The 21932-nt window shown below is 38.2% G+C and carries 34 protein-coding genes; 1 reads left to right on the top strand and 33 read right to left on the bottom strand.

Annotated elements, in window-relative coordinates; translation table 11 throughout:
* Positions 1-19: 19 nt before the first annotated feature.
* The 31 genes from LDM90_RS02685 to rpsL form a co-directional block, all read right to left on the bottom strand.
* On the bottom strand, positions 20-958 hold the full coding sequence (locus LDM90_RS02685; RefSeq protein ID WP_034980402.1) for a DNA-directed RNA polymerase subunit alpha: 939 nt from the start codon (positions 956-958) through the stop codon (positions 20-22).
* Positions 959-1003: 45 nt separating this feature from the next.
* A complete protein-coding gene (rpsK, locus tag LDM90_RS02680) occupies positions 1004-1387 on the bottom strand; it encodes a 30S ribosomal protein S11 (RefSeq protein WP_034980403.1) in 384 nt (127 codons plus the stop codon).
* A gap of 22 nt (positions 1388-1409) precedes the next feature.
* Entirely contained in the window at positions 1410-1760 is a 351-nt protein-coding gene (rpsM, locus tag LDM90_RS02675) for a 30S ribosomal protein S13 (protein ID WP_034980405.1), read from the bottom strand.
* Between the two features lie 20 nt (positions 1761-1780).
* Complete coding sequence (gene rpmJ / locus LDM90_RS02670; protein WP_006729432.1) at positions 1781-1897, bottom strand: 50S ribosomal protein L36; 117 nt, start codon at positions 1895-1897, stop codon at positions 1781-1783.
* 14 nt (positions 1898-1911) lie between these two features.
* Positions 1912-2133 (bottom strand): translation initiation factor IF-1, encoded by a 222-nt coding sequence (infA, locus tag LDM90_RS02665; protein ID WP_034980408.1) that lies wholly within the window; start codon positions 2131-2133, stop codon positions 1912-1914.
* Positions 2134-2198: 65 nt separating this feature from the next.
* On the bottom strand, positions 2199-2855 hold the full coding sequence (locus LDM90_RS02660) for an adenylate kinase (protein WP_223896397.1): 657 nt from the start codon (positions 2853-2855) through the stop codon (positions 2199-2201).
* A gap of 10 nt (positions 2856-2865) precedes the next feature.
* The gene (gene secY, locus LDM90_RS02655) at positions 2866-4161 is read right to left on the bottom strand and encodes a preprotein translocase subunit SecY (RefSeq protein WP_198213054.1); all 1296 of its coding nucleotides are present in this window, start codon (positions 4159-4161) and stop codon (positions 2866-2868) included.
* Positions 4161-4601, bottom strand: a complete 441-nt coding sequence (gene rplO, locus LDM90_RS02650; RefSeq protein WP_223896396.1) for a 50S ribosomal protein L15 — start codon at positions 4599-4601, stop codon at positions 4161-4163. The genes secY and rplO overlap by 1 nt, the downstream gene beginning before the upstream one ends.
* Before the next feature lie 23 nt (positions 4602-4624).
* Positions 4625-4810, bottom strand: a complete 186-nt coding sequence (gene rpmD, locus LDM90_RS02645) for a 50S ribosomal protein L30 (protein ID WP_034980417.1) — start codon at positions 4808-4810, stop codon at positions 4625-4627.
* 13 nt (positions 4811-4823) lie between these two features.
* Positions 4824-5330, bottom strand: coding sequence for a 30S ribosomal protein S5 (gene rpsE, locus LDM90_RS02640; protein WP_034980420.1), 507 nt, complete (start codon positions 5328-5330; stop codon positions 4824-4826).
* Between the two features lie 16 nt (positions 5331-5346).
* Positions 5347-5706, bottom strand: coding sequence for a 50S ribosomal protein L18 (rplR, locus tag LDM90_RS02635; protein WP_034980422.1), 360 nt, complete (start codon positions 5704-5706; stop codon positions 5347-5349).
* A gap of 24 nt (positions 5707-5730) precedes the next feature.
* A complete protein-coding gene (gene rplF / locus LDM90_RS02630; protein ID WP_198213050.1) occupies positions 5731-6261 on the bottom strand; it encodes a 50S ribosomal protein L6 in 531 nt (176 codons plus the stop codon).
* 24 nt (positions 6262-6285) lie between these two features.
* The gene (rpsH, locus tag LDM90_RS02625) at positions 6286-6684 is read right to left on the bottom strand and encodes a 30S ribosomal protein S8 (protein WP_034980428.1); all 399 of its coding nucleotides are present in this window, start codon (positions 6682-6684) and stop codon (positions 6286-6288) included.
* Positions 6685-6706: 22 nt separating this feature from the next.
* Positions 6707-6892, bottom strand: coding sequence for a type Z 30S ribosomal protein S14 (locus LDM90_RS02620; protein ID WP_034980430.1), 186 nt, complete (start codon positions 6890-6892; stop codon positions 6707-6709).
* Positions 6893-6904: 12 nt separating this feature from the next.
* Positions 6905-7447: a 50S ribosomal protein L5 gene (rplE, locus tag LDM90_RS02615; RefSeq protein WP_034980431.1), complete on the bottom strand. Its 543-nt coding sequence runs from the start codon at positions 7445-7447 to the stop codon at positions 6905-6907.
* A 17-nt stretch (positions 7448-7464) separates the two neighbouring features.
* Positions 7465-7725: a 50S ribosomal protein L24 gene (gene rplX, locus LDM90_RS02610; protein WP_034980434.1), complete on the bottom strand. Its 261-nt coding sequence runs from the start codon at positions 7723-7725 to the stop codon at positions 7465-7467.
* A gap of 16 nt (positions 7726-7741) precedes the next feature.
* Positions 7742-8110 carry a 50S ribosomal protein L14 gene (gene rplN / locus LDM90_RS02605; protein WP_034980437.1) on the bottom strand — a complete coding sequence of 123 codons (369 nt, stop codon included), beginning with the start codon at positions 8108-8110 and terminating at the stop codon, positions 7742-7744.
* Between the two features lie 32 nt (positions 8111-8142).
* A complete protein-coding gene (rpsQ, locus tag LDM90_RS02600) occupies positions 8143-8409 on the bottom strand; it encodes a 30S ribosomal protein S17 (protein ID WP_034980439.1) in 267 nt (88 codons plus the stop codon).
* An 18-nt stretch (positions 8410-8427) separates the two neighbouring features.
* Positions 8428-8625 carry a 50S ribosomal protein L29 gene (gene rpmC / locus LDM90_RS02595; RefSeq protein ID WP_034980443.1) on the bottom strand — a complete coding sequence of 66 codons (198 nt, stop codon included), beginning with the start codon at positions 8623-8625 and terminating at the stop codon, positions 8428-8430.
* The gene (gene rplP, locus LDM90_RS02590) at positions 8615-9055 is read right to left on the bottom strand and encodes a 50S ribosomal protein L16 (RefSeq protein ID WP_034980447.1); all 441 of its coding nucleotides are present in this window, start codon (positions 9053-9055) and stop codon (positions 8615-8617) included. Before rplP ends, rpmC begins: the two co-directional genes overlap by 11 nt.
* A complete protein-coding gene (rpsC, locus tag LDM90_RS02585; RefSeq protein ID WP_034980450.1) occupies positions 9055-9726 on the bottom strand; it encodes a 30S ribosomal protein S3 in 672 nt (223 codons plus the stop codon). Before rpsC ends, rplP begins: the two co-directional genes overlap by 1 nt.
* Before the next feature lie 13 nt (positions 9727-9739).
* Positions 9740-10093 carry a 50S ribosomal protein L22 gene (rplV, locus tag LDM90_RS02580; protein ID WP_034980453.1) on the bottom strand — a complete coding sequence of 118 codons (354 nt, stop codon included), beginning with the start codon at positions 10091-10093 and terminating at the stop codon, positions 9740-9742.
* 19 nt (positions 10094-10112) lie between these two features.
* Entirely contained in the window at positions 10113-10394 is a 282-nt protein-coding gene (rpsS, locus tag LDM90_RS02575) for a 30S ribosomal protein S19 (RefSeq protein ID WP_034980456.1), read from the bottom strand.
* Between the two features lie 18 nt (positions 10395-10412).
* On the bottom strand, positions 10413-11249 hold the full coding sequence (gene rplB, locus LDM90_RS02570; protein ID WP_034980459.1) for a 50S ribosomal protein L2: 837 nt from the start codon (positions 11247-11249) through the stop codon (positions 10413-10415).
* A 15-nt stretch (positions 11250-11264) separates the two neighbouring features.
* On the bottom strand, positions 11265-11576 hold the full coding sequence (gene rplW, locus LDM90_RS02565) for a 50S ribosomal protein L23 (RefSeq protein ID WP_034980462.1): 312 nt from the start codon (positions 11574-11576) through the stop codon (positions 11265-11267).
* Positions 11573-12205, bottom strand: a complete 633-nt coding sequence (gene rplD / locus LDM90_RS02560; RefSeq protein ID WP_034980465.1) for a 50S ribosomal protein L4 — start codon at positions 12203-12205, stop codon at positions 11573-11575. Before rplD ends, rplW begins: the two co-directional genes overlap by 4 nt.
* A 14-nt stretch (positions 12206-12219) precedes the next feature.
* Positions 12220-12849: a 50S ribosomal protein L3 gene (rplC, locus tag LDM90_RS02555; protein ID WP_034980468.1), complete on the bottom strand. Its 630-nt coding sequence runs from the start codon at positions 12847-12849 to the stop codon at positions 12220-12222.
* A 24-nt stretch (positions 12850-12873) separates the two neighbouring features.
* The gene (gene rpsJ / locus LDM90_RS02550; protein ID WP_045928455.1) at positions 12874-13182 is read right to left on the bottom strand and encodes a 30S ribosomal protein S10; all 309 of its coding nucleotides are present in this window, start codon (positions 13180-13182) and stop codon (positions 12874-12876) included.
* 483 nt (positions 13183-13665) lie between these two features.
* Positions 13666-15759 carry an elongation factor G gene (fusA, locus tag LDM90_RS02545; RefSeq protein ID WP_034980473.1) on the bottom strand — a complete coding sequence of 698 codons (2094 nt, stop codon included), beginning with the start codon at positions 15757-15759 and terminating at the stop codon, positions 13666-13668.
* A gap of 24 nt (positions 15760-15783) precedes the next feature.
* Positions 15784-16254 (bottom strand): 30S ribosomal protein S7, encoded by a 471-nt coding sequence (rpsG, locus tag LDM90_RS02540; RefSeq protein ID WP_223896395.1) that lies wholly within the window; start codon positions 16252-16254, stop codon positions 15784-15786.
* 14 nt (positions 16255-16268) lie between these two features.
* The gene (rpsL, locus tag LDM90_RS02535; protein WP_034980479.1) at positions 16269-16676 is read right to left on the bottom strand and encodes a 30S ribosomal protein S12; all 408 of its coding nucleotides are present in this window, start codon (positions 16674-16676) and stop codon (positions 16269-16271) included.
* 187 nt (positions 16677-16863) lie between these two features.
* On the opposite strand from rpsL, the gene LDM90_RS02530 reads away from it, so the two are divergent.
* Positions 16864-17553, top strand: a complete 690-nt coding sequence (locus LDM90_RS02530; RefSeq protein WP_223896394.1) for a prepilin peptidase — start codon at positions 16864-16866, stop codon at positions 17551-17553.
* 71 nt (positions 17554-17624) lie between these two features.
* Here LDM90_RS02530 and LDM90_RS02525 read toward each other — a convergent pair whose 3' ends face one another.
* Both LDM90_RS02525 and rpoC read right to left on the bottom strand, forming a co-directional pair.
* A complete protein-coding gene (locus LDM90_RS02525; RefSeq protein ID WP_223896393.1) occupies positions 17625-18137 on the bottom strand; it encodes an ECF transporter S component in 513 nt (170 codons plus the stop codon).
* A gap of 135 nt (positions 18138-18272) precedes the next feature.
* The gene (gene rpoC / locus LDM90_RS02520) at positions 18273-21932 is read right to left on the bottom strand and encodes a DNA-directed RNA polymerase subunit beta' (protein ID WP_198213042.1); all 3660 of its coding nucleotides are present in this window, start codon (positions 21930-21932) and stop codon (positions 18273-18275) included.

The raw sequence follows: 21932 nt of genomic DNA, 5'->3' as shown, positions 1-21932 counted from the left end.
ACCTCCTTTATTTTTTAAATTAATCTTCTTGACGCAATGATAGTCCCAAGTCAGCTAATTTATTTTTAACTTCTTCCAACGATTTACGTCCTAAATTACGTACACGCATCATATCTGCTTCTGTTTTGTCAGTTAGTTCTTGCAGTGTATTAATACCGGCACGTTTAAGACAATTGTACGAACGAACTGAAAGATCAAGCTCTTCAATTGTCATTTCAAGCTTCTTTTCAGCTGTATCGTCCTCTTTTTCAACCATTACATCATTGAATTTAGTATTTGCATCAGCAGTTTCAAACACTTTAAAGTGTGCAACTAATATTTTTGCTGCGAAACTGAGGGCATCGTTAGGCTTGATTGAACCATCTGTCCAAATCTCTAAAGTTAGCTTGTCAAAATCGTCTCTTTTACCAACACGAGTTGATTCAACTTGGTAATTGACCTTCTTTATTGGAGAAAATAAAGAATCAACAGGAATAACCCCAATTGGCATATCCTCGCTCTTATTGTCACTTGCTGCAACATAGCCACGACCATTTTTAACAGCAATTTGCATATGCAAGTGGCCACCATCAGCAATAGTACAAATATATTGATCAGGATTCAGGATTTGAATATCTGCGTCAGCTTTAAGATCATCGGCGGTTACAGTAGCCGGACCCTCTACGTCAATTTCAATAATCTTTTGTTCATCTGAAAAAGACTTTAATTCAAGTTTCTTAAGGTTCAGGATTATCTTAGCGACATCTTCTCTGACGCCCGGAACGGTTGAGAATTCGTGTAAGACATCATCTATTTGAACGTAAACAAGTCCTGTACCTGGGATAGATGTCAGTAAAACTCTACGTAATGAGTTACCTAAAGTAGTACCAAAGCCTCGTTCAAGTGGTTCAATAACAAATTTACCATAAGACTTTTCTTGGTCCACAACGGTAATATTTGGTTTTTCAAATTCAATCATTACTAGGCCCCTTTCAAAACGCAATGTCCTTCAATAAGAACAAAATTAAACACGACGACGTTTTGGTGGTCTAGAACCATTGTGAGGAACTGGAGTAACATCGCGAATAGCGGTGATTTCAAGTCCAGTCGCTTGTAGCGATCTAATAGCAGATTCACGGCCAGCACCAGGACCCTTAACAGAAACTTCTACATGTTTCATGCCTTGATCCATTGCACTCTTGGCTGCTGCTTCGGCTGCCATTTGTGCTGCAAATGGTGTAGACTTACGACTACCTTTAAAGCCTAATGCACCAGCTGAAGACCAAGCAATTGCATTGCCTTGAACGTCAGTAATCATGACTAAAGTATTGTTAAACGTAGAATGAATATGAGCAACGCCTTTTTCAACGTGCTTCTTCACACGGCGTTTACGTGCTGTTTTAGGCATCAATAAACCTCCTTAAAAATTTTTATTTATTTTTCTTGCTACCCTTGCGTGTACGGGCATTATTCTTGGTATTTTGACCGCGAACCGGAAGTCCTCTACGGTGACGAATACCACGGTAAGAACCAATATCAATTAACCGCTTGATGTTCATGCTTACTTCTCTACGTAAGTCACCTTCAACACGGTATTTATCAACTTCTGCACGAAGCTTCTCTTGGTCATCTGGAGTCAAATCTTTTGAACGTATGTCTTCAGAAACACCAGCATCCGCACAAATCTTTTGTGCTGTTGGTTCACCAATTCCATAAATATATGTTAATGCAACAACTATTCTTTTATCTCTTGGTAAGTCAACACCAGCAATACGTGCCATAAATTGCACCTCCTATTATTTTAACCTTGACGTTGCTTGTGCTTTGGATTTGCAGAGCAAATAACCATTACACGACCATTTCTTTTAATTATCTTACAATGTTCACACATTGGTTTAACAGATGGTCTAACCTTCATGTTTCCCTCCGTTATTACTTTATAAATCGATAAGTTATTCTACCTTTAGTTAAATCATAAGGAGAAAGTTCAACAGTAACACGGTCTCCAGGCAGAATTCGAATATAATGCATCCTAATCTTACCGGAAACATGTGCTAAAATCACAGCTCCATTTTCCAATTCAACTTTAAACATAGCATTAGGCAGGGTATCAACAACCTTACCCTTCACTTCTATGACATCATCTTTTGCCAAAGCCGTTCCTCCGCATTTAAACAGTCATACTTTGAAATTATAACACGGAAAAGTAAATATACAAATTATTGCTTTTTACTTAAAACCGCATCAACGTTCTTAAAAACTTCTTCAGGCGTCTGTTCACCATTTACAACAGCTAACAAACCTTTTTTCTCGTAAAAGTCTTTCAGCGGTGTGTTCATCTTTTCGTTTACTTCTAAACGATTTTTTACTACTTCAGGTTTGTCATCTTCACGTTGGTAAAATTCATGCCCACCACAACGATCACAAGTATCCTTAACTTTAGGCATCTTTGTAATTTTATTATATGTTGAACCACAGTTTTTACACATAAAACGTGCTGATAAACGTTTTATCAAAGTTTCTTCTTTAACTTCGAGTGAAATTACATTTGTTAATTGCTTATTCATGCGCTTAGCAATATCTTCGAAAAGTTCCGCTTGAACAATTGTCCGGGGAAAACCATCTAAAATATACCCTTCATTAATATCGGGCTGACCTAAACGTTCTTCAACTAACTTGGCAGTAACTTCATCTGGTACCAAATTACCTTTATCAATGTAACTTTTGGCTTCAAGACCAACTTTAGTCTCATTAGCCATTGCTTCTCTAAACATATCCCCAGTTGAAATATGAGTTAGATGGTATTTGTCGACAATTTGTTCTGATACCGTACCTTTGCCAGCACCAGGCAAACCTAAAAGAAATATATTAATCATTTATCCGTTCCTATCTGATGAATCCAACGTATTCTCTCTTCATTAACAATCCGTTAATTTGACGAGATAGTTCCAAGACGACACCAATAACGATTAAAAGACTGGTACCGCCTAATCCAATTGAACTTGGTAAATCCCAAAAATTAGTAGCAAGTTGTGGCAGTAATGCTACAAGTCCTAAAAATACAGAACCTACAGTTGATAATCTAATTAAGACCTTTGATACGTAATCTTGTGTATCTTTGCCGGGCCAAACACTCGGAATGTACGCACCTTGTTTTTGCAAATTCTTAGCCAGCTTCTCAGGATTAACCTGAACAAAAGCATAGAAGAACGTAAACAAGATGATTAAAACTGTATAGATTATGACTCCCGGTGTAGTTTGCATACTAAATATGTTGGTCATTATTTTATACCATTGTTGGTCACCCTGAGATTTCTGAAAGGCCATCAAAATTGTTGCCGGTGTAATAATAAATGAACTAGCAAAAATGACTGGAATAACGCCAGAAACATTAACCTTTAATGGCAAAAAACTTTCAGAGCCACTAATAGTTGCCCGTCTTGTGTATTGTATTGGAATCCGGCGATCTGCCTGTTCTACCCATGTAACTAATTGAGTTACGATAAGTATTGCAATGATAATCGCGATGAAGAACAAAATCCCTTGCCAACGATCACTAGCATTATTATTGATAACTCCATCTTTATAAAGTTGCCACAAGCCACGGGGTAACCGAGCTATAATACCAGCAAAAATAATTACTGAAACTCCGTTGCCTAAACCTTTATCAGTAATCTCATCACCAAGCCAAGTCAAAAGCATCGTTCCTGCCGTCATAATTATTGCAATTTCACCATAAGACTGCCAATTCTGTGACTTAACTAGACCCATTTGTGTTAGTGCATTGAAGCCAATTGTAATTCCGAGACTTTGAATTAATGCCACAAACAAAGCAAGCCAACGAGTTATGTTATTAGTCTTACGGCGTCCAACTTCACCTTGCTTACCCCACTCTACCAATGTAGGTACAATATCCATCTGCAACAATTGAATAACAATTTGCGCGGTTATATAAGGGGAAACACCTAATGAGAAAATTGAATAATTATCTAGTCCACCACCAGAAACAGTATCCAGCATTGGAACTAAACCAGTTTGTGCAACTTGAGTAATCGCTTTTGCGTTGACACCTGGAACAGTAATATTCGCTCCAATTCGGTATATCAAAAGAATAAAGAGTGTAAAATAAATTTTATTTCTTATTTCTTTATCCTTAAAGGCGTTCTTCAAGGTCGAAAACATTAGATCACCTCAACAGATCCGCCAGCAGACTCTACTGCTTTTTTAGCAGCGGCGGAAACTTTGTTAATCTTTACGTTTAATTTAACTTTTAACTCACCTTCAGCAAGCAATTTAACGCCTGATAATTCTTTCTTTACCAAGCCTTTTTCCTTGAGATTGGCAACAGTAACTTCGCTGCCCTCCTCAAACTTGTTCAAGTCATCTAAGTTAATGATTGCATACTCCTTGCGGTTAACGTTCTTAAATCCACGTTTTGGCATGGTTCTGAATAATGGCATTTGACCACCTTCAAAACCTAGACGGGTATGACCGCCTTGACGAGACAATTGTCCCTTTTGGCCACGTCCAGAAGTTTTTCCAAAACCACTTGAAGTACCACGACCAACACGTTTTCTTGTATTGCGTGACCCCTCAGCAGCATGTAATTCATGAAGCTTCATTAATTTGGCACCTCCTCAATTAACTATTTATTAATTTCTTCAACTGAAATCAGGTGGGCGATTTTCATTAATGCCCCACGAGTTGCAGCATTGTCTGGTAAAGTAGCTGTACTATTAATCCTACCTAAACCAAGAGCTTTCACAACTTTTCTTTGGTCAGGCAGACGGTGTGCAGCACTTCTAATTAAAGTAACTTTTAATTCAGTCATTTATCCAGTCTCCCTAATCTAGTTCAGCGTGACGAAGCTTTTCAACATCTTCACTTGTTCTAAGTTTCTTCAATCCATCTATTGTCGCACGAACAACATTAATAGGAGTATTAGAACCAAGTGATTTAGAAGTAACATCCGCAATACCAGCCATATCCATAACGATACGAACGGCACCACCAGCAGCAACACCTGAACCAGCTGGAGCAGGTTTGATCATAATACTGCCTGAGCCATAATGACCGATTACTTCATGAGGAATAGTAGTACCAACCTTAGGAACCTTGATCATATTCTTTTTACCAGCTTCAACGGCCTTACGGATTGCTTCTGGAACTTCTTGAGCTTTACCAGTACCAAAGCCTACACGACCTTTTTTGTCGCCAACAATTACCAGAGCAGCAAATCTCATTCGTTGACCACCTTTGACAACCTTGGTGACACGATTAATTGCTACTAACTGATCTTCAATGTCGTCTTTATTTCTGCGATTATTGCGAGAATCGTTGCGGTTTGCCATGTATTTATCTCCTTTCCTAGAACTCTAATCCGTTTTCACGAGCGGCGTCTGCCAATGCTGAAATACGGCCGTGGTATAAATAACCACTTCTATCAAACACTACGCTAGTAATGTTTTTCGCTTTGGCTGCTTCGGCAATACCTTTACCAACAGCTTGAGCTTGTTCTACTTTAGTCTGATCTTTAGATACAGAATCGTCTAAAGTTGAGGCACTTGCTAGCGTTACACCCGCTACGTCATCAATTAATTGAGCGTAGATGTTTTTGTTTGAACGGAAAACGCTTAAGCGTGGGCGCTCAGCAGTACCAGAAATTTTGCTACGAATACGTTTATGACGCTTTAAGCGCAATTTGTTCTTATCTGGTTTTGAAATCACAATTTCACCTCAAAAATTTATTTACTATTTACCAGTTTTACCTTCCTTACGACGTACATATTCATCAGTATAACGAATACCCTTACCTTTATAAGGTTCTGGTGGACGTACATCGCGAATTTCAGCAGCAAATTGTCCAACATTTTGCTTAGAAATTCCTTCTACTTCAATATCAGTTGCAGAAGTAGTTTTTACTGACACACCTTCTGGTGCAGTCATTACAACTGGGTGAGAATAACCAACATTCAAAGTCAATTTGTTACCTTGTGCTGTAGCACGATAACCAACTCCAATTAATTTTAATGTCTTCTTGTAACCATCAACTACACCTTCAACCATTGAAGCTAAATTGGCTCTTTCAGTTCCATGAAGTGCTTTATCACTTTCACTTGAACGAGAAAAGTTAATCTTACCATCTTCTTGTTTAAATGTAATTTTTGGATCAAAATATCTGGTTAGTTCACCCTTAGGTCCTTTAACAGTGATATTGTCACCTTTTTTAGTAACAGTGACACTATCAGGGACTTCAATTGTTTTTAAACCGATACGGCTCATTGATTGCTCTCCTTTCTGTCAGAATTACCAAACATAGGCGATAACTTCGCCACCAACATCTTTTTGTCTTGCTTCTTTATCAGTTATCACACCTGCAGAAGTAGAGACGATGGCGATACCTAAGCCATTAAGTACTTTAGGTAAATTTTCAGCGCTAACATAATTTCTAAGACCTGGCTTAGAAATTCTCTTTAAACCCGAAATGACACGTTCTCCATCAGGACCATATTTCAAGAAAATCTTAATCATACCCTGTTTATTGTCATCGGTAACTTCGTAATCACGGATGAAGCCTTCGCGTTTCAAAATTTCTGAAATAGATTTTTTAATGTTTGATGCAGGAACTTCAACAGAATTATGTTTTGCCATGTTAGCATTTCTAATTCTAGTCAAGTAGTCTGCGATCGGATCTGTCATGACCATTTATGCTATCCTCCAATCCGAATTACCAACTAGCCTTTTTCAGGCCTGGGATTTGACCTTTGTGAGCTAAATCTTTCAAGCAAATACGGCATAAGCCAAACTTACGATAGACGGAGCGTGGACGACCACATCTCTCGCAACGTGTATATTCACGTGAAGAAAATTTAGCAGGACGATGATTTCTAATTTTTTGTGATGTCTTAGCCATTAATGTCCTCCATTATTTTGCAAACGGCATACCAAATTGACCTAGAAGCTCGCGAGCTTCTTCATCTGTATTGGCAGTAGTAACGATAACAACATCTAAACCCCTAGTTCTATTAACCTTATCAAAGTCAATCTCTGGGAAAATCAATTGTTCCTTAATACCTAAAGTGTAGTTACCACGACCATCAAATGAACGGCTTGATACACCGCGGAAGTCGCGAACACGAGGAAGTGAAACACTGATTAACTTATATAAGAAATCGTACATTCTATCTCCTCTAAGTGTTACCTTAGCACCGATAGACATACCCTCACGCAAGCGGAAATTAGCAATTGACTTTTTAGCTTTGGTAACCAATGGTTTTTGACCTGAGATTAAAGTCAATTCTTCTACAGCTTCGTCTAAGTTTTTAGCATTAGAAACAGCATCTCCAACACCCATGTTCAAAACTATTTTTTCAATCTTTGGTACTTGCATAACTGAGCTGTAATCAAACTTTTCTTGCAATGCAGGAACAATTTTTTCTTTATATTCTTGAGCTAAATAATTTGCCATTTGTGTCCTCCCTTCTACTACTTAGTTTCTTCTTTTTTGTCATTAGTTTTGCCTTCTGACTTAGCAATGACCTTAACGTTTGATGCATGAATTGAACCTTCAGATTCAACTACACCACCATTAGCGTTAGTCTGAGAAGGTTTTTGATGTTTCTTGATCTTATTAACGCCTTTAACAACTACACGGTTTTTCTTAACGTTAACGGATAAAACAATACCTTCTTTACCTTTGTCTTTTCCGGTAATAACTTTTACTTTGTCACCAGTTTTAACAAACATCAGTGCACCTCACTTATTATAAGACTTCAGGAGCAAGAGAGACGATTTTCATAAAGTCGTGCTCACGTAGCTCACGTGCAACAGGCCCAAAGATACGAGTACCGCGTGGGCTCTTATCTGCATTGATAACTACACCAGCATTTTCATCAAATTTGATGTATGATCCGTCTTCACGACGTGCGCCTGATTTTGTTCTAACAATGACGGCCTTGACAACGTCACCTTTTTTGACAACGCCACCTGGTGTTGCTTGTTTAACAGTTGCAACCACAATATCACCAATGTTACCAGTCTTACGTCTTGATCCACCCAAGACTCTAATAACTAAAAGTTCTCTGGCACCTGAGTTATCAGCAACCTTCAAACGGGATTCATTTTGAATCACTATATAATCCTCCCCTCACTAAATCCGCAAAATTAAACAGATTTTTTAACAATTTTAACTAAACGAAAGCGCTTTGTACGAGATAATGGACGAGTTTCCATGATACGAACAGTATCGCCAACTTTAGCTTCATTTTTATCATCTTGTGCGTAGTATTTCTTTGAATATCTAATACGCTTCTTATAAACAGGGTGATTCTTATAAGTATCAACAACTACAGTGATAGTCTTGTCATTCTTATCAGAAATTACTTGGCCTTGATATACATGACGATGATTTCTTTCGATTGATTCGCTCAAGTTAATAACTCCCTTCCACTAATCTTTTTCCAATGCTTTTTCGCTAAGAATTGTTTTAATTCTAGCAATATTTTTACGAACTTTGCCTAGGCGAGCGGTATTTTCTAATTGACCCGTTGCTTGTTGAAAACGCAAATTAAAGAGTTCTTCTTTATATTGCTTTTCCTTATCTAACATTTGATCAGTGGTTAATGCTCTGATATCTTTAGCCTTCATTAGAATTGCCACCTACTTCCGAACTTTTAGTCACAAATTTACATTTAATTGGTAACTTAGTTGCAGCAAGTCTTAATGCTTCGCGAGCTGTTGTTTCACTAACGCCACCAATTTCAAACATAATCTTTTCTCTCTTAACTACAGCTACCCAGCCTGCAGGTGCACCTTTACCAGAACCCATACGTACACCAACACCTTTAGCAGTGTATGACTTTTGAGGAAAAATTCTAATCCAAACCTTACCGCCACGCTTCATGTAACGAGTCATTGCAACACGAGCAGCTTCGATTTGTTGTGTAGTAATCCAGTGAGATTCAAGGGCTTGTAATCCATATTCACCAAAGGCAATAGTTTTACCACCCTTAGCAGCACCACGCATCTTACCACGAAACTCACGACGGTGTTTTACCCTTTTTGGTACTAGAGGCATTATTTGTTTCCTCCCTTCGCAGCTTTTTCGGGCTTCTTACTTTTAGAAGGTAAGATTTCACCCCGGTTAATCCATACTTGAACACCAATTTCACCATATGTAGTGTAGGCATTTACCCAAGCATAATCAATATCAGCTCTTAAAGTTTGTAATGGAACACGACCTTCTGTGTGCCATTCTCTTCTTGCCATGTCAGCACCGTTTAAACGACCAGATGTTTGTACTCTGATTCCCTTAGCACCGGCACGCATAGTTCTTTGAGTAGCTTGACGAGTAGCACGTCTAAAAGCAATACGAGCTTCAAGTTGACTAGCGATACTTTCAGCTACCAATTTGGCATCAAGATCTGGTTTCTTGATTTCAACAATATTAACGTGGACTTGCTTCTTAGTCAAAGCATTTAATTCTTTTCTCAATGCTTCAACTTCAGAACCACCTTTACCAATTACCATACCTGGTTTAGAAGTATTTATTGATACGTTGATTCTATTAGCTGCACGTTCAATTTCAACAGTAGAAACAGAGGCATTCTTCAACTTCTTATCAATGAATTTTCTGATACGCAGGTCTTCATTTAAGGTTTCTTTGTATCCTCTGTCAGCATACCATTTAGATTCCCAGTCACGAATTACGCCGAGACGAAAACCATTTGGGTTAATTTTCTGACCCATTAATATACCTCCCTTAATCGTTCTTTTCTGACACTACTACAACTACATGACTAGTTCTCTTATTAATAGGAGAAGCCATACCTTTGGCACGTGGTCTAAATCTCTTTAAAGTTGCTCCTTCATTTACGTATGCTTCAGATACATAAAGATTGGCACTTTCAAGATCGTAATTGTGTTCTGCATTTGCAATTGCTGAGCGTAAAACTTTTTCAACGATTGGGGAAGCAGCTCTAGGTGTGAATTGCAAGATTGCCAATGCTTCAGCAACGTCTTTGCCACGAATCAAATCAACAACTAAACGTGCTTTTCTTGGAGCAATACGAACTGTTCTTGCTTCCGCCCTAGCTGAACTAACTTGTTCTGCCATTTAAGTGTTTCTCCTTTCTTTATTTTGCAGTAGCCTTGTCATCAGATGTCTTATGTCCACGGAAAGTTCTCGTTGGAACAAATTCACCTAACTTATGACCAACCATATCCTCAGTAATATATACTGGAACATGCTTTCTACCATCGTAAACAGCTATAGTCAAACCAACAAAAGAAGGAAAAATAGTTGAACGACGTGACCAAGTTTTAATAACCTGTTTTTTATCTGTATCTGCCTGTGCATCAACTTTCTTTAATAAGGATGCATCAGCAAAAGGCCCTTTTTTAATACTACGGCTCATTAAATTACCCTCCTTCTATTATTTGCTACCTTTACGGTGACGAACAATTAGCTTCTCACTGGCTCTCTTACTATTTCTAGTCTTGATACCACGAGCTTTCTTGCCCCATGGAGTCATTGGTTGTGGACGACCTACAGGAGCTTTACCTTCACCACCACCATGTGGGTGATCGTTAGGGTTCATTACAGAACCACGAGATTGTGGACGTCTGCCTAACCAGCGACTACGTCCAGCTTTACCTAATTGAATTAATGAATGTTGTTCATTACCAACAACACCAATAGTTGCACGACAAACTGATAAAATCTTACGAACTTCACCACTTTGTAATTTAACTAAAGTATATTTACCATCATTACCCAAAACTTGAGCACTGGCCCCAGCACTTCTAACAAGCTGACCACCTTTACCAGGTCTTAATTCAATATTGTGAATTGATGTACCAGTTGGAATGTTCTTTAATGGTAAAGCGTTTCCTGGCTTAATATCTGCATTTGCACCGGATTCTACCACATCACCAACCGTTAAACCTTTAGGTGCTAAGATATAAGCCTTAATACCATCAGTATAGTGAAGAAGCGCAATGTTAGCAGTTCTGTTTGGATCGTATTCGATTGCCTTAACTACGGCTTTAGCGTTATCTTTATTGCGTTTAAAATCAATAATACGGTACTTTTGCTTATGTCCACCACCACGGTGTCTGCTAGTAATATGACCATAAGAGTTACGACCTGCAGTGTGTGATTGTGACTCAAGTAAAGTACGCTCTGGCTTGCTCTTAGTAATTTCAGCAAAGTCAGAAGTAGTCATATTACGGCGACCATTTGTGGTTGGCTTATAAATTTTAATAGCCAATTGACTGACCTCCTATTACTTATTTTCTTCTTTATTATCGTTATCGTCTTTGAAAATTTTGATGTCATTTGAATCTTCAGTTAAGGTGACGATTGCTTTACGTGTCCGAGCAGTTTTACCTGAATAACGACCAACACGCTTATCCTTACCACGGACATTCATGATATTAACTTTTTTGACCTTAACATCAAAAATTTCTTCAACAGCATCACGAACTTGAGTCTTGGTTGCAGTTAAAAGCACGTTGAAAGTGTATTTCTTATCATCCATTAAGTTCGTTGACTTTTCAGTAATGACAGGTCTTAAAATGATATCGTGTGCACTCATTTCGTCGAAGCCCCCTCAACATTCTTTTCTATCTTTTCAATAGCTTCTTTTGTCAAGATTAATTTGTCATAGTTGACAACATCTTCTACATTCAAGCCATTTGCAGTGATAACCTTAACGTTTGGCAAATTCCTAGCTGAGTATTGAATATTTTTATCTTCAGAAACAACTAAAACTTTGCCTTCAACCTTTAAGTCGTCCAAGATTGACTTAAACTCTTTTGTTTTAGGAGCTGACATAGTCAATTGATCTAAAACAATCAAATCTTTATCAATCAATTTTTGGGAAAGAACAGACTTGATAGCCAAGCGCCGTTGCTTTCTTGGCATTGAGTATGCATAAGAACGTGGAGTTGGTCCAAAAACAACACCACCGCCGCGCCATTGTGGTGAACGGATAGACCCTTGACGAGCACGTCCAGTACCCTTTTGTTTCCAAGGCTTCTTACCACCACCGCGAACAGCAGATCTATTTTTAACCTTCGAGGTTCCTTGACGTCTGCCAGCTCTTTGTCTGATAATTGCGTCAAAAACTACGCTTTCATTTGGTTTAATACCAAATACTTCATCATTTAAAGTAACTTCACCAGCATCTTTGCCTTTTTGATCAATAACTTTTAAATTAGCCATTCTAGTCCTCCTTCCTATTTATTATTTTTTACAGCAGATCTAACAGTAAGCAATGAATTCTTAGCGCCAGGAACGTTGCCTTTAATTAACAAAACATTCTTATCTGCTACAACTTTTTCAATTACTAAGTTTTCAATGGTAACTTTCTTCATTCCCATGTGACCTGGCAGACGTTTGCCTTTAGGCACACGGTTAATGATTGAACCCATTGAACCAGGAATTCTATGGTATCTTGAACCGTGAGTTTCTGGTCCACGTGATTGGCCCCAACGTTTAATGTTACCTTGGTATCCATGACCTCTTGTAGTACCAGTGACGTCAACTACGTCACCTTCCTTAAATGTGTCCACAGTAACTTCTGAGCCGACTTCGTAGTCCTTAAGCTCAACTCCGCGGATTTCACGTATGAAGCGCTTAGGCGAAGTCTTTGCTTTTGCAGCATGACCTTTTTCTGGTTTGTTGCTCAAAACTTCACGCTTATCTTGATATCCTAATTGAACTGCTTCGTAGCCGTCTGATTCAACTGTCTTAACTTGCATAACTACGTTAGGCGTTGCTTCAACAACAGTTACAGGCACGAGGATACCATCTTTAGTGAAGATTTGAGTCATACCAACTTTTCTTCCTAAGATTCCTTTGGTCATGATTACACCTCTTTCTTTTTAAAATTAAAGTTTAATTTCGATGTCAACACCGCTTGGTAAATCAAGCTTCATTAAAGAGTCAACAGTTTTAGGTGTTGGATTTAAAATATCGATTAACCGCTTATGCGTACGAATTTCAAATTGTTCACGTGAATCTTTGTTCTTGTGTGGTGAACGTAAAACAGTGAACAATACCCTTTCTGTTGGCAATGGAACTGGACCTGAAATCTCAGCTCCAGTTCTCTTTGCAGTAGCTACAATTTTAGCAGCTGATTCATCGAGAATACCATGTTCGTATGACTTAAGTCTGATACGAATTGATTGACTTGCCATTAAATTACCTCCTCAACGTCTTCTTTAAAAGATGACTAGCTTCCACAAAAATTACCGGCACTACCTCTGTGGCAATGCAGCCTGGTGTGCCGCAACCTTTTGTATCAATGCTTTACAACAAAATGCGCTTTAGGGCAGAATAATCCCTAGACGCACAAAAAATAGTATAACCGTTTTAAGCTTAATTATCAAGGATTAAAGGAACTTTTTTCATCTTTTAGAATGGAAAAATACAATTTTTATACTTTTTTAAATAAAATCCGAAATTTTATGTTTAAGAAGTCTACTACAAATAGAAAAATTTTCAAATAATTTATTCAGAAACGAAATTTTTGATTGTTATACTTTTTTTACGTAATTTCATAATTTTGAGAACAATATTTTCTTATGGTGAAATTTTTGATAAAAAAAGAGCCACTGGCTTTACCAATAGCTCGATTTTTATAGTTAATAACTTGTTTTTATATTATTAATTATTGAAAATTATTCAGCGTTACCGCCACGTTTTTTGATGATATCCTCTTGAATAGACTTAGGAGTTGGTGAGTAATGATCAAAGACCATCGTAAATGTACCACGGCCTTGAGTTGAAGAACGTAAGGTGGTAGCATAACCAAACATTTCTGCCAGAGGAACCATTGAATTCAACACTTTAGCACCGGCACGATCTTGCATGTTATCCATTGTACCACGACGAGCAGTAATTGAACCCATTACGTCACCTAAGTAATCTTCAGGTGTGATAACTTGAACCTTCATAATAGGTTCAAGGATAACTGCACCAGCCTTAGGAGCAGCATTTCTCAATGCCAATGATGCAGCAACTTTGAAGGCTGCTTCAGAAGAGTCGACTTCGTGGTAACTACCGTCATAAAGTTTAGCTTTTACATCAATCAGTGGGTAACCTGCCAAGATGCCGTTCTTCATAGATTCTTGCAAACCAGCATCAACAGCAGGGATAAATTCACGAGGAACAACACCACCAACAATGGCGTCTTCAAATTCGTAACCTTTTCCTCTTTCATTTGGTGTAAATTCAATCCAAACGTCACCATATTGACCTTTACCACCTGATTGACGCACAAATTTACCTTGTGCTTTAGCAGGCTTAGTGAAGGTTTCACGGTAAGCAACTTGTGGTTCACCAATCTTAGCTTCAACGTGGAATTCACGCTTCATACGTTCAACCATGATTTGCAGGTGTAATTCACCCATTCCGGAAATCAAAGTTTGGCCTGTTTCAGCGTTTGTTTCTGCTCTAAAGGTTGGATCCTCTTCAGTTAATTTTTGCAAAGCAACATCAAGTTTGTCACGGTCAGCTTTTGATTCTGGTTCAATTGAAACTTGAATAACCGGATCTGGAACTTCCAAACTTTCCAAAATTAATGGGTGATCAGGATCAGTTAATGAATCACCGGTAGTAGTATTCTTTAAACCAATAGCACCAGCAATATCACCGGAGAATACTTCAGAAATTTCACTTCGTGAGTTAGCATGCATTTGCAACAAACGACCAACACGTTCACGACTATTCTTAGAAGCATTCAAAACATATGAGCCTGATTCAAGTGAACCAGTGTAAACACGAATATAAGTCAAACGACCAACAAATGGATCAGTAGCAATCTTAAACGCCAAAGCGGAAAATGGCTTTTCATCTCCAGCAACTAATTCAACTTCTTCACCAGTTTTTGGATCATGAGCAACATAAGGCTTAACATCTAACGGAGATGGTAAGTAATCAACAACACCATCAAGCATCATCTGTACACCCTTGTTCTTAAAAGCTGAGCCTGCAAATACAGGGAAAATCTTCAAGTCCAATGTAGCTTTACGAATAGCAGCTTTTAATTCATCAACGGAAATCTCATCACCATTAAGGTATTTTTCCATGATGTCATCATCAACATCAGCTACTTGTTCAATTAATTCGGAACGACGTTTTTCAGCTTCTTCTTTGTATTCATCAGGAACAGGAATAGTATCCCATTTGGAGCCAAGCTTATCTTCATCATAAACATCAGCTACCATGTCAAGTAAGTCAATAACACCTTCAAAGCTTTCGGCAGAACCAATTGGCATTTGCACAGCTAGAGCATTGGCATTTAAACGTTCGTGCAAAGACTTAACAGATTTGTCAAAGTCTGCTCCAATCTTATCCATTTTGTTTACAAAAACAATTCGAGGAACACCGTAAGTTTCAGCCTGGCGCCAAACATTTTCAGTTTGAGGTTCCACACCAGCTTGAGCGTCAAGAACAGTTACGGCACCATCAAGAACACGTAAGGAACGTTCAACTTCGATAGTGAAGTCAACGTGTCCAGGGGTATCGATAATGTTAATTCTGTAATCTTTCCATTGTGCAGTCGTAGCTGCAGAAGTAATAGTGATACCACGTTCTTTTTCTTCATCCATCCAGTCCATTTGTGAATCACCCTCATGGGTTTCACCAATTTTATGGATCTTACCAGTGTAATAAAGAATACGCTCTGTTGTGGTAGTCTTACCCGCATCAATGTGGGCCATAATACCAATGTTACGTGTTTTTTCTAATGGAAATTCACGCTTATTAGCCATAGATTTTTTCCTTTCCCTAAAAAATTAGAAACGATAGTGTGCAAATGCACGGTTAGCTTCAGCCATACGGTGAACATCTTCACGCTTTTTAACAGCTGAGCCAGTATTGTTTGAAGCATCAATAATTTCGTTAGCCAAGCGTTCATCCATAGTATGTTCATTACGTAAACGAGCGTAAGAAACTAACCATCTTAAACCTAAAGTAGTTCTTCTTTCAGGACGAACTTCAACTGGAATCTGATAGTTTGAACCACCAATACGGCGAGCTTTAACTTCCAAAACAGGCATAATATTATTCATAGCTTCTTCAAAAACATCAAGTGGCTCTTTGCCGGTCTTTTCTTTAACAATGTCAAAAGCATCATAAAGAATGGATGAAGCCTTAGCTCTTTTACCATCGATCATTAAGTGGTTGATCAACTTAGTTACAAGCTTTGAATTGTATACTGGATCCGCTAAAATATCTCTTTTAGCTACATGTCCTTTTCTAGGCATTATTTAACTCCTCCTTAATCTTTCTTGGCACCGTATTTGGAACGTCCTTGCTTTCTGCCTTCAACACCAGCAGTATCAAGAGCACCACGAATAATATGGTAACGAACACCAGGAAGGTCCTTTACACGACCACCACGAATTAACACAACAGAGTGTTCCTGTAAATTATGGCCTTCACCTGGAATATAAGCAGTTACTTCAATCAGGTTAGAAAGACGAACACGAGCATACTTCCGCAAAGCTGAGTTTGGCTTCTTTGGTGTCATAGTGCCGACACGAGTTGCAACTCCACGCATTTGGGGCGCTGGGTTAGCTACTAATTCTTTCTTCATACTGTTGTAGCCATAGCTTAAAGCTGGTGACTTTGATTTAGTCGTCTTAGTATGACGGCCTTTTCTTACCAATTGGTTAATGGTTGGCATTAAATTTTCCTCCTAAAAAAATTCATTATTTTGTTCACACATCCAGGAGTTTCTTTTTTAAGTCCCAGATAATCATCAAAATACACATTGACTATTGTACTCGCTTGTCGCAAAAAAGCAAATTATTTTTACTAATTGAAAAGCAGATGATATTTTTTGCGTATTTGATTTAAGCGAGGTAAGCAATATGAAATGGATTTTTGGAATCAGTAATTTTTTAATTGGTACATGCCTAGCTTCTCATGCATGTGTAATTATCGAAAGACTCGGCAAAGAAGACTTTATCTTCAGTCGCTCAAAATGCACTAATTGTAATCAACAGCTGTGCTTGTTAGATGAAATACCTTTAATTTCCTATTTAATACTTAAAGGTCGTTGCCGTTATTGTAAAATTCACATCCCCTGTGAATATTTTTTAACAGAATTTTTAGGCGGTTTCGCTTTTTATAAAATTGATTTTAGCAGCATACATGATATTTGTACGGCGATTGTTTTGTTTAGTCTTCTACTAGCTGCTATCAGCGATTATCAGGTCCAGGAATTCGATATTACACTGGTACTGCCTGCACTTATTATTTCGCTTCAACATATAATGAATAATTTTTATAGAATTAGCACTACTGATCTCATAGAATTTTTACCTATTTTTTTGTTTTTTCTTTTTGAGACAGTTAGAAAAAAATGTGGTAGTGGAGACTTAATAGTCTACCTAATCTTATCTTTCTACTTTAACTCCAAATTCGCCAATTTAACTTTTTTAACTGCTTCAATAGCTCTGCTTATTGTTTTTTTGGGAAGTAAAATGAGCAAAAAGGAGCCTGTTGCTTTTATTCCTTTTATTTATATTGGGTTAATCATTCAACTTTTGTGCAAATAAAAAGCTGGGATCCATATAAAATGAGATAGCAGCTTTAATAAACTAGTAAAAATAATTTTTTCACGTAAGTATTAGTTGTATCTTGCCATCAGGTTTTGAAAACTAGGCAGCAGTACTATGGCTATAACAACTCCGACTACTCCTTGAATTGTATTGGTAAAAAGACTGGCAAGTCCTGCAGCCCAAGTATAAAGAACTGTATTAGTGATAAAATAGCCACCTACCATAAAGAATACTCCTATAGCTCCGGCGATAGCACCTTTGAATAATTGATTTTTTAAATTCCAGTATTTAAAGACTAAACCAACAAAAAAACCTTCTAAACCATGGACAACAAGAGAAAATAACATGAACTGCCCATATCCACCAAGAAGATCAAGTAAAAATCCAGAAAGACCTCCAACTATGCCTCCGGCCATTGGACCGTATAAAAGCGCCACTATAAAAATAATCGCATCACATAAATTAATATTTCCATGAGTCAAGGGCATAGGAATAATAAAAATTCGACTAACCACAACGTTAATCGCTGTTAGTAATGCCAATAATACAAGTCTCTTTAAAGAAAAATCATTTTCTCTCAACTTCTACATCCCCCCTCATAATTTTTCTGATTATAACATTTTCTAATAAAAATATCACTAATAATTCATAAAATTTCAAGCAAAAAAACTGTCCCGTTAGAAATTTCTAACGGAACAGTTTTTAATTAAATTAGATTATGATTCCTTAGCTTGGTCTGCTTCCTTCATCTTTTTCTCAATATCAGCAATTGAATAAACAGATTTAGGTTTCTTTACATCTGACTCAGGTTCCATATCACGATAAATCGGAAGACCAGTACCAGCTGGAATTATCTTACCAATAATAACATTTTCTTTTAATCCAAGTAGCGGATCATTCTTTCCTCTGATAGAAGCATCAGTTAGAACACGAGTTGTTTCCTGGAAGGAAGCGGCTGACAAGAAACTGTTGGTTTCAAGAGCGGCTTTAGTAATACCCAAAATTACACTTTGTGCAGTTGCAGGAATACCACCAGAAATAATCACAGCCTTGTTACGTTCCTTAAACTGATTGATATCCATTACCTCACCAGGTAAAAGATCAGTTTCTCCAGGATCGAGCACACGAACTTTTTGCAACATTTGTCTAGTTAATACTTCAACGTGCTTATCTGAAATATCAACACCTTGCATCCTGTATGCTTTTTGGACTTCGACCAAAATATACTCTTCAGTAGTTAATGTATCAGTAACCTGAATTAATTCTTTCGGATCAATAGATCCAAGAGTCAACTTGTCACCGCGATGAACTTCGTCACCCTCAGCAACAGCTACCGAAGCAGTATAAGGCACGCTGTAACTTCTAGTATCGATCTTACCCTTAACAGTAATTTCACGAGTATGTTCAGCAGGATTTTCCTGAATTGAATCAATTACTCCATCTACTTCAGAAATTATCGCACGACCCTTAGGATTACGAGCTTCAAACAATTCCTGCACACGAGGAAGACCTTGCGTAATATCTTCAGCACCGGCAACACCACCATTGTGGAAAGTACGTAAAGTAAGCTGGGTACCAGGCTCACCAATAGATTGAGCAGCAACTGTACCAACTGCTTCACCAACTTCGACTTCTTCTCCAGTGGCAAGGTTCATACCGTAACACTTGCGACAAACTCCATGTGGTGTATCACAAGTTAGGATCGAACGAATCTTCACGTTAGTTACACCCGCATCACAAATCTGGTGTGCTAAGTTTTCATCCATCATGACATTGCGACCAACAATTGTAGCACCAGTCTTTGGATCCTTCACTGTTTCGGCAGTAAAGCGACCAAGTAAACGATCATAGAGCGGTTCAATTAATTCGTCACCCTCCATAATTGCATGAACATTAATGCCACGGTCAGTCCCACAGTCATCATCACGAATAATAACATCCTGTGCAACGTCTACTAGACGACGAGTCAAGTAGCCAGACTGAGCAGTCTTTAAGGCGGTATCGGTCATTCCCTTACGAGCACCATGAGTAGACATGAATAACTCTAGAACTGACAAACCTTCCTTAAAGTTAGAAGTAACTGGAATTTCGAACAATCCACCGTTTGGTGTAGCCATCAAGCCACGCATACCGGCAAGTTGTGTAAAGTTGGAAATATTACCACGAGCTCCTGAATCGGCCATGATAGTAATAGGATTACGTGGGTCATAAATCTGGGCAATTTCATCTTGAACCTGATCTTTACAATCATTCCAAATGCTAATTACCCGGTCGTGTCTCTCATCTTCAGTGATTAAACCACGTCTAAACTGTTTAGACACAACATCAACTTGTTTATGGGCTTTAGCAACTTTTTCATCTTTATCTTGAATTTCAGGAACATCGGTCATACCGATTGTAATACCAGAAGTAGTTGAACTGGTATAACCTAAAGTCTTTAAGTCATCAAGATATTCAGACGTTCTTTGAACCTTATAATATTTATAAATTGTAGCAATTGAATCAGACAGGAATGATTTCTTAAAAGGTGTAGAAATCAAATCACTTGCGACACTATCAATTTTTTCATGAATATCTTCGCCCGGTTCCAAGAAATACTTGGAAGCAAGTGGGTTATTTAAATTTTCTTCAGTTGGCTCATTAACATAGAAATAGTCGTCTGGGAAAATCTGATTGAAGATGATTCGACCATAAGTAGTGACAAAAATACCATGTTCATAACCTTTTGGCCATGCCTTTTCTGGCATCGAGTCAGCTGACATTCCAATAATGGTGTGATAATGAATGTCACCATTATTATATGCAACGGTTGCTTCATCAGGTGAGTTGAAAATCATTCCTTCACCTTCACGACCCTTTTCAGCTTGAGTTAACCAATAATTACCCAAAACTATATCTTGAGATGGAGTAACAATTGGCTTGCCGTCCTTAGGAGCCAAAATATGGTGAGCGGCCAGCATTAGCATCCGTGATTCAGCAACAGCTTCGTCAGACAGTGGCACGTGGATAGCCATCTGATCACCATCAAAGTCGGCATTGTAAGCCTCACAGGCAAGAGGGTGCAGACGAATAGATTTTCCCGGCACTAAAACAGGTTCAAAAGCTTGGATACTCAAACGGTGTAAAGTAGGAGCCCGGTTTAATAATACCGTTCTTTCCTTAATCACGTCTTCAAGTACATCCCAGACATCATCATCTTCACGATCAATTTTACGCTTAGCGCTCTTAATATTTGTAGCTATCTTACGTTTAACCAGTTCGTGCATTACAAATGGTTTGAACAATTCGAGAGCCATCGGACGAGGAACACCACATTGATAGAACTTAAGCTTTGGTGAAACGTCAATTACTGAACGGCCTGAATAGTCAACACGCTTACCTAATAAGTTTTGACGGAAACGTCCCTGCTTACCTTTAAGCATGTGTGATAAAGATTTAAGTGGGCGATTACCTGGTCCAACTACAGAACGACCACGACGACCATTATCAATCAATGCATCAACGGCTTCTTGCAACATCCGTTTTTCATTTTGCACAATGATATTAGGAGCATTTAAGTCAAGTAATCTCTTTAACCTGTTGTTACGGTTTATAACACGCCGGTATAAGTCGTTTAAATCAGAGGTTGCAAACCGACCACCTTCTAGTTGAACCATTGGTCTTAAATCTGGTGGTATAACCGGAACAGCATCAATAACCATCCATTCTGGCTTGTTACCGGAATCTTTAAAGGCATCAAGAATATCAAGTCTTCTGATTGCCCGAGTCCGTTTTTGACCTGTTGCAGTTTCTAATTCTTTCTTTAAATCAGTAACTTCTTTATTTAAATCTACCTTACGGAGCAAATCACGAATTGCTTCAGCACCCATTTTTGCAGTAAAACGATTGCCATATTTTGCTTTTTGCTCACGATATTCAGCTTCAGTCAAAAGCTGTTTAAATTCAAGGTCAGTATCGCCTGGATCAATTACAATATAAGCCGCAAAATAGATAACTTCTTCAAGAAGTCTGGGAGAAATATCCAAAATAAGTCCCATTCTTGATGGAATACCTTTAAAGTACCAAATATGAGTAACTGGGGCAGCCAATTCAATATGACCCATTCGCTCTCTTCTAACTTTAGAGGAGGTAACTTCAACACCACAGCGATCACAAACGATGCCACGGTATCTCACACCCTTATATTTACCACATGCACATGACCAATCTTTAGTCGGTCCAAAAATTCGTTCGTCAAACAAACCGTCTTTTTCTGGTTTTAAAGTACGGTAATTAATAGTTTCTGGCTTTTTGACTTCACCGTATGACCAGCTACGAATTTTATTCGGAGAGGCAAGACCAATTTGCATGCTTTCAAATTTATTTACGTCGATCAA

It is taken from the genome of Lactobacillus huangpiensis (assembly GCF_019972815.1).
GTDB classification, from domain to species: domain Bacteria; phylum Bacillota; class Bacilli; order Lactobacillales; family Lactobacillaceae; genus Lactobacillus; species Lactobacillus huangpiensis.
Note: the sequence above shows the minus strand (reverse complement) of the source record. Positions and strands in the feature narration are given on the sequence as shown.

Bases quoted from the DNA above. Each gene is read 5' to 3' on its own strand.
- LDM90_RS02685 (WP_034980402.1), bottom strand. From the start codon at position 958: ATGATTGAATTTGAAAAACCAAATATTACCGTTGTGGACCAAGAAAAG.
- rpsK (WP_034980403.1), bottom strand. From the start codon at position 1,387: ATGCCTAAAACAGCACGTAAACGCCGTGTGAAGAAGCACGTTGAAAAA.
- rpsM (WP_034980405.1), bottom strand. From the start codon at position 1,760: ATGGCACGTATTGCTGGTGTTGACTTACCAAGAGATAAAAGAATAGTT.
- rpmJ (WP_006729432.1), bottom strand. From the start codon at position 1,897: ATGAAGGTTAGACCATCTGTTAAACCAATGTGTGAACATTGTAAGATA.
- LDM90_RS02660 (WP_223896397.1), bottom strand. From the start codon at position 2,855: ATGATTAATATATTTCTTTTAGGTTTGCCTGGTGCTGGCAAAGGTACG.
- secY (WP_198213054.1), bottom strand. From the start codon at position 4,161: ATGTTTTCGACCTTGAAGAACGCCTTTAAGGATAAAGAAATAAGAAAT.
- rplO (WP_223896396.1), bottom strand. From the start codon at position 4,601: ATGAAGCTTCATGAATTACATGCTGCTGAGGGGTCACGCAATACAAGA.
- rpmD (WP_034980417.1), bottom strand. From the start codon at position 4,810: ATGACTGAATTAAAAGTTACTTTAATTAGAAGTGCTGCACACCGTCTG.
- rpsE (WP_034980420.1), bottom strand. From the start codon at position 5,330: ATGGCAAACCGCAACGATTCTCGCAATAATCGCAGAAATAAAGACGAC.
- rplF (WP_198213050.1), bottom strand. From the start codon at position 6,261: ATGAGCCGTATCGGTTTAAAAACAATTGAAGTCCCTGATAGTGTCACT.
- rpsH (WP_034980428.1), bottom strand. From the start codon at position 6,684: ATGGTCATGACAGATCCGATCGCAGACTACTTGACTAGAATTAGAAAT.
- LDM90_RS02620 (WP_034980430.1), bottom strand. From the start codon at position 6,892: ATGGCTAAGACATCACAAAAAATTAGAAATCATCGTCCTGCTAAATTT.
- rplE (WP_034980431.1), bottom strand. From the start codon at position 7,447: ATGGCAAATTATTTAGCTCAAGAATATAAAGAAAAAATTGTTCCTGCA.
- rplX (WP_034980434.1), bottom strand. From the start codon at position 7,725: ATGTTTGTTAAAACTGGTGACAAAGTAAAAGTTATTACCGGAAAAGAC.
- rpmC (WP_034980443.1), bottom strand. From the start codon at position 8,625: ATGAAGGCTAAAGATATCAGAGCATTAACCACTGATCAAATGTTAGAT.
- rplP (WP_034980447.1), bottom strand. From the start codon at position 9,055: ATGCCTCTAGTACCAAAAAGGGTAAAACACCGTCGTGAGTTTCGTGGT.
- rpsC (WP_034980450.1), bottom strand. From the start codon at position 9,726: ATGGGTCAGAAAATTAACCCAAATGGTTTTCGTCTCGGCGTAATTCGT.
- rplV (WP_034980453.1), bottom strand. From the start codon at position 10,093: ATGGCAGAACAAGTTAGTTCAGCTAGGGCGGAAGCAAGAACAGTTCGT.
- rpsS (WP_034980456.1), bottom strand. From the start codon at position 10,394: ATGAGCCGTAGTATTAAAAAAGGGCCTTTTGCTGATGCATCCTTATTA.
- rplW (WP_034980462.1), bottom strand. From the start codon at position 11,576: ATGAGTGCACACGATATCATTTTAAGACCTGTCATTACTGAAAAGTCA.
- rplD (WP_034980465.1), bottom strand. From the start codon at position 12,205: ATGGCTAATTTAAAAGTTATTGATCAAAAAGGCAAAGATGCTGGTGAA.
- rplC (WP_034980468.1), bottom strand. From the start codon at position 12,849: ATGACCAAAGGAATCTTAGGAAGAAAAGTTGGTATGACTCAAATCTTC.
- rpsJ (WP_045928455.1), bottom strand. From the start codon at position 13,182: ATGGCAAGTCAATCAATTCGTATCAGACTTAAGTCATACGAACATGGT.
- fusA (WP_034980473.1), bottom strand. From the start codon at position 15,759: ATGGCTAATAAGCGTGAATTTCCATTAGAAAAAACACGTAACATTGGT.
- rpsG (WP_223896395.1), bottom strand. From the start codon at position 16,254: ATGCCTAGAAAAGGACATGTAGCTAAAAGAGATATTTTAGCGGATCCA.
- rpsL (WP_034980479.1), bottom strand. From the start codon at position 16,676: ATGCCAACCATTAACCAATTGGTAAGAAAAGGCCGTCATACTAAGACG.
- LDM90_RS02530 (WP_223896394.1), top strand. From the start codon at position 16,864: ATGAAATGGATTTTTGGAATCAGTAATTTTTTAATTGGTACATGCCTA.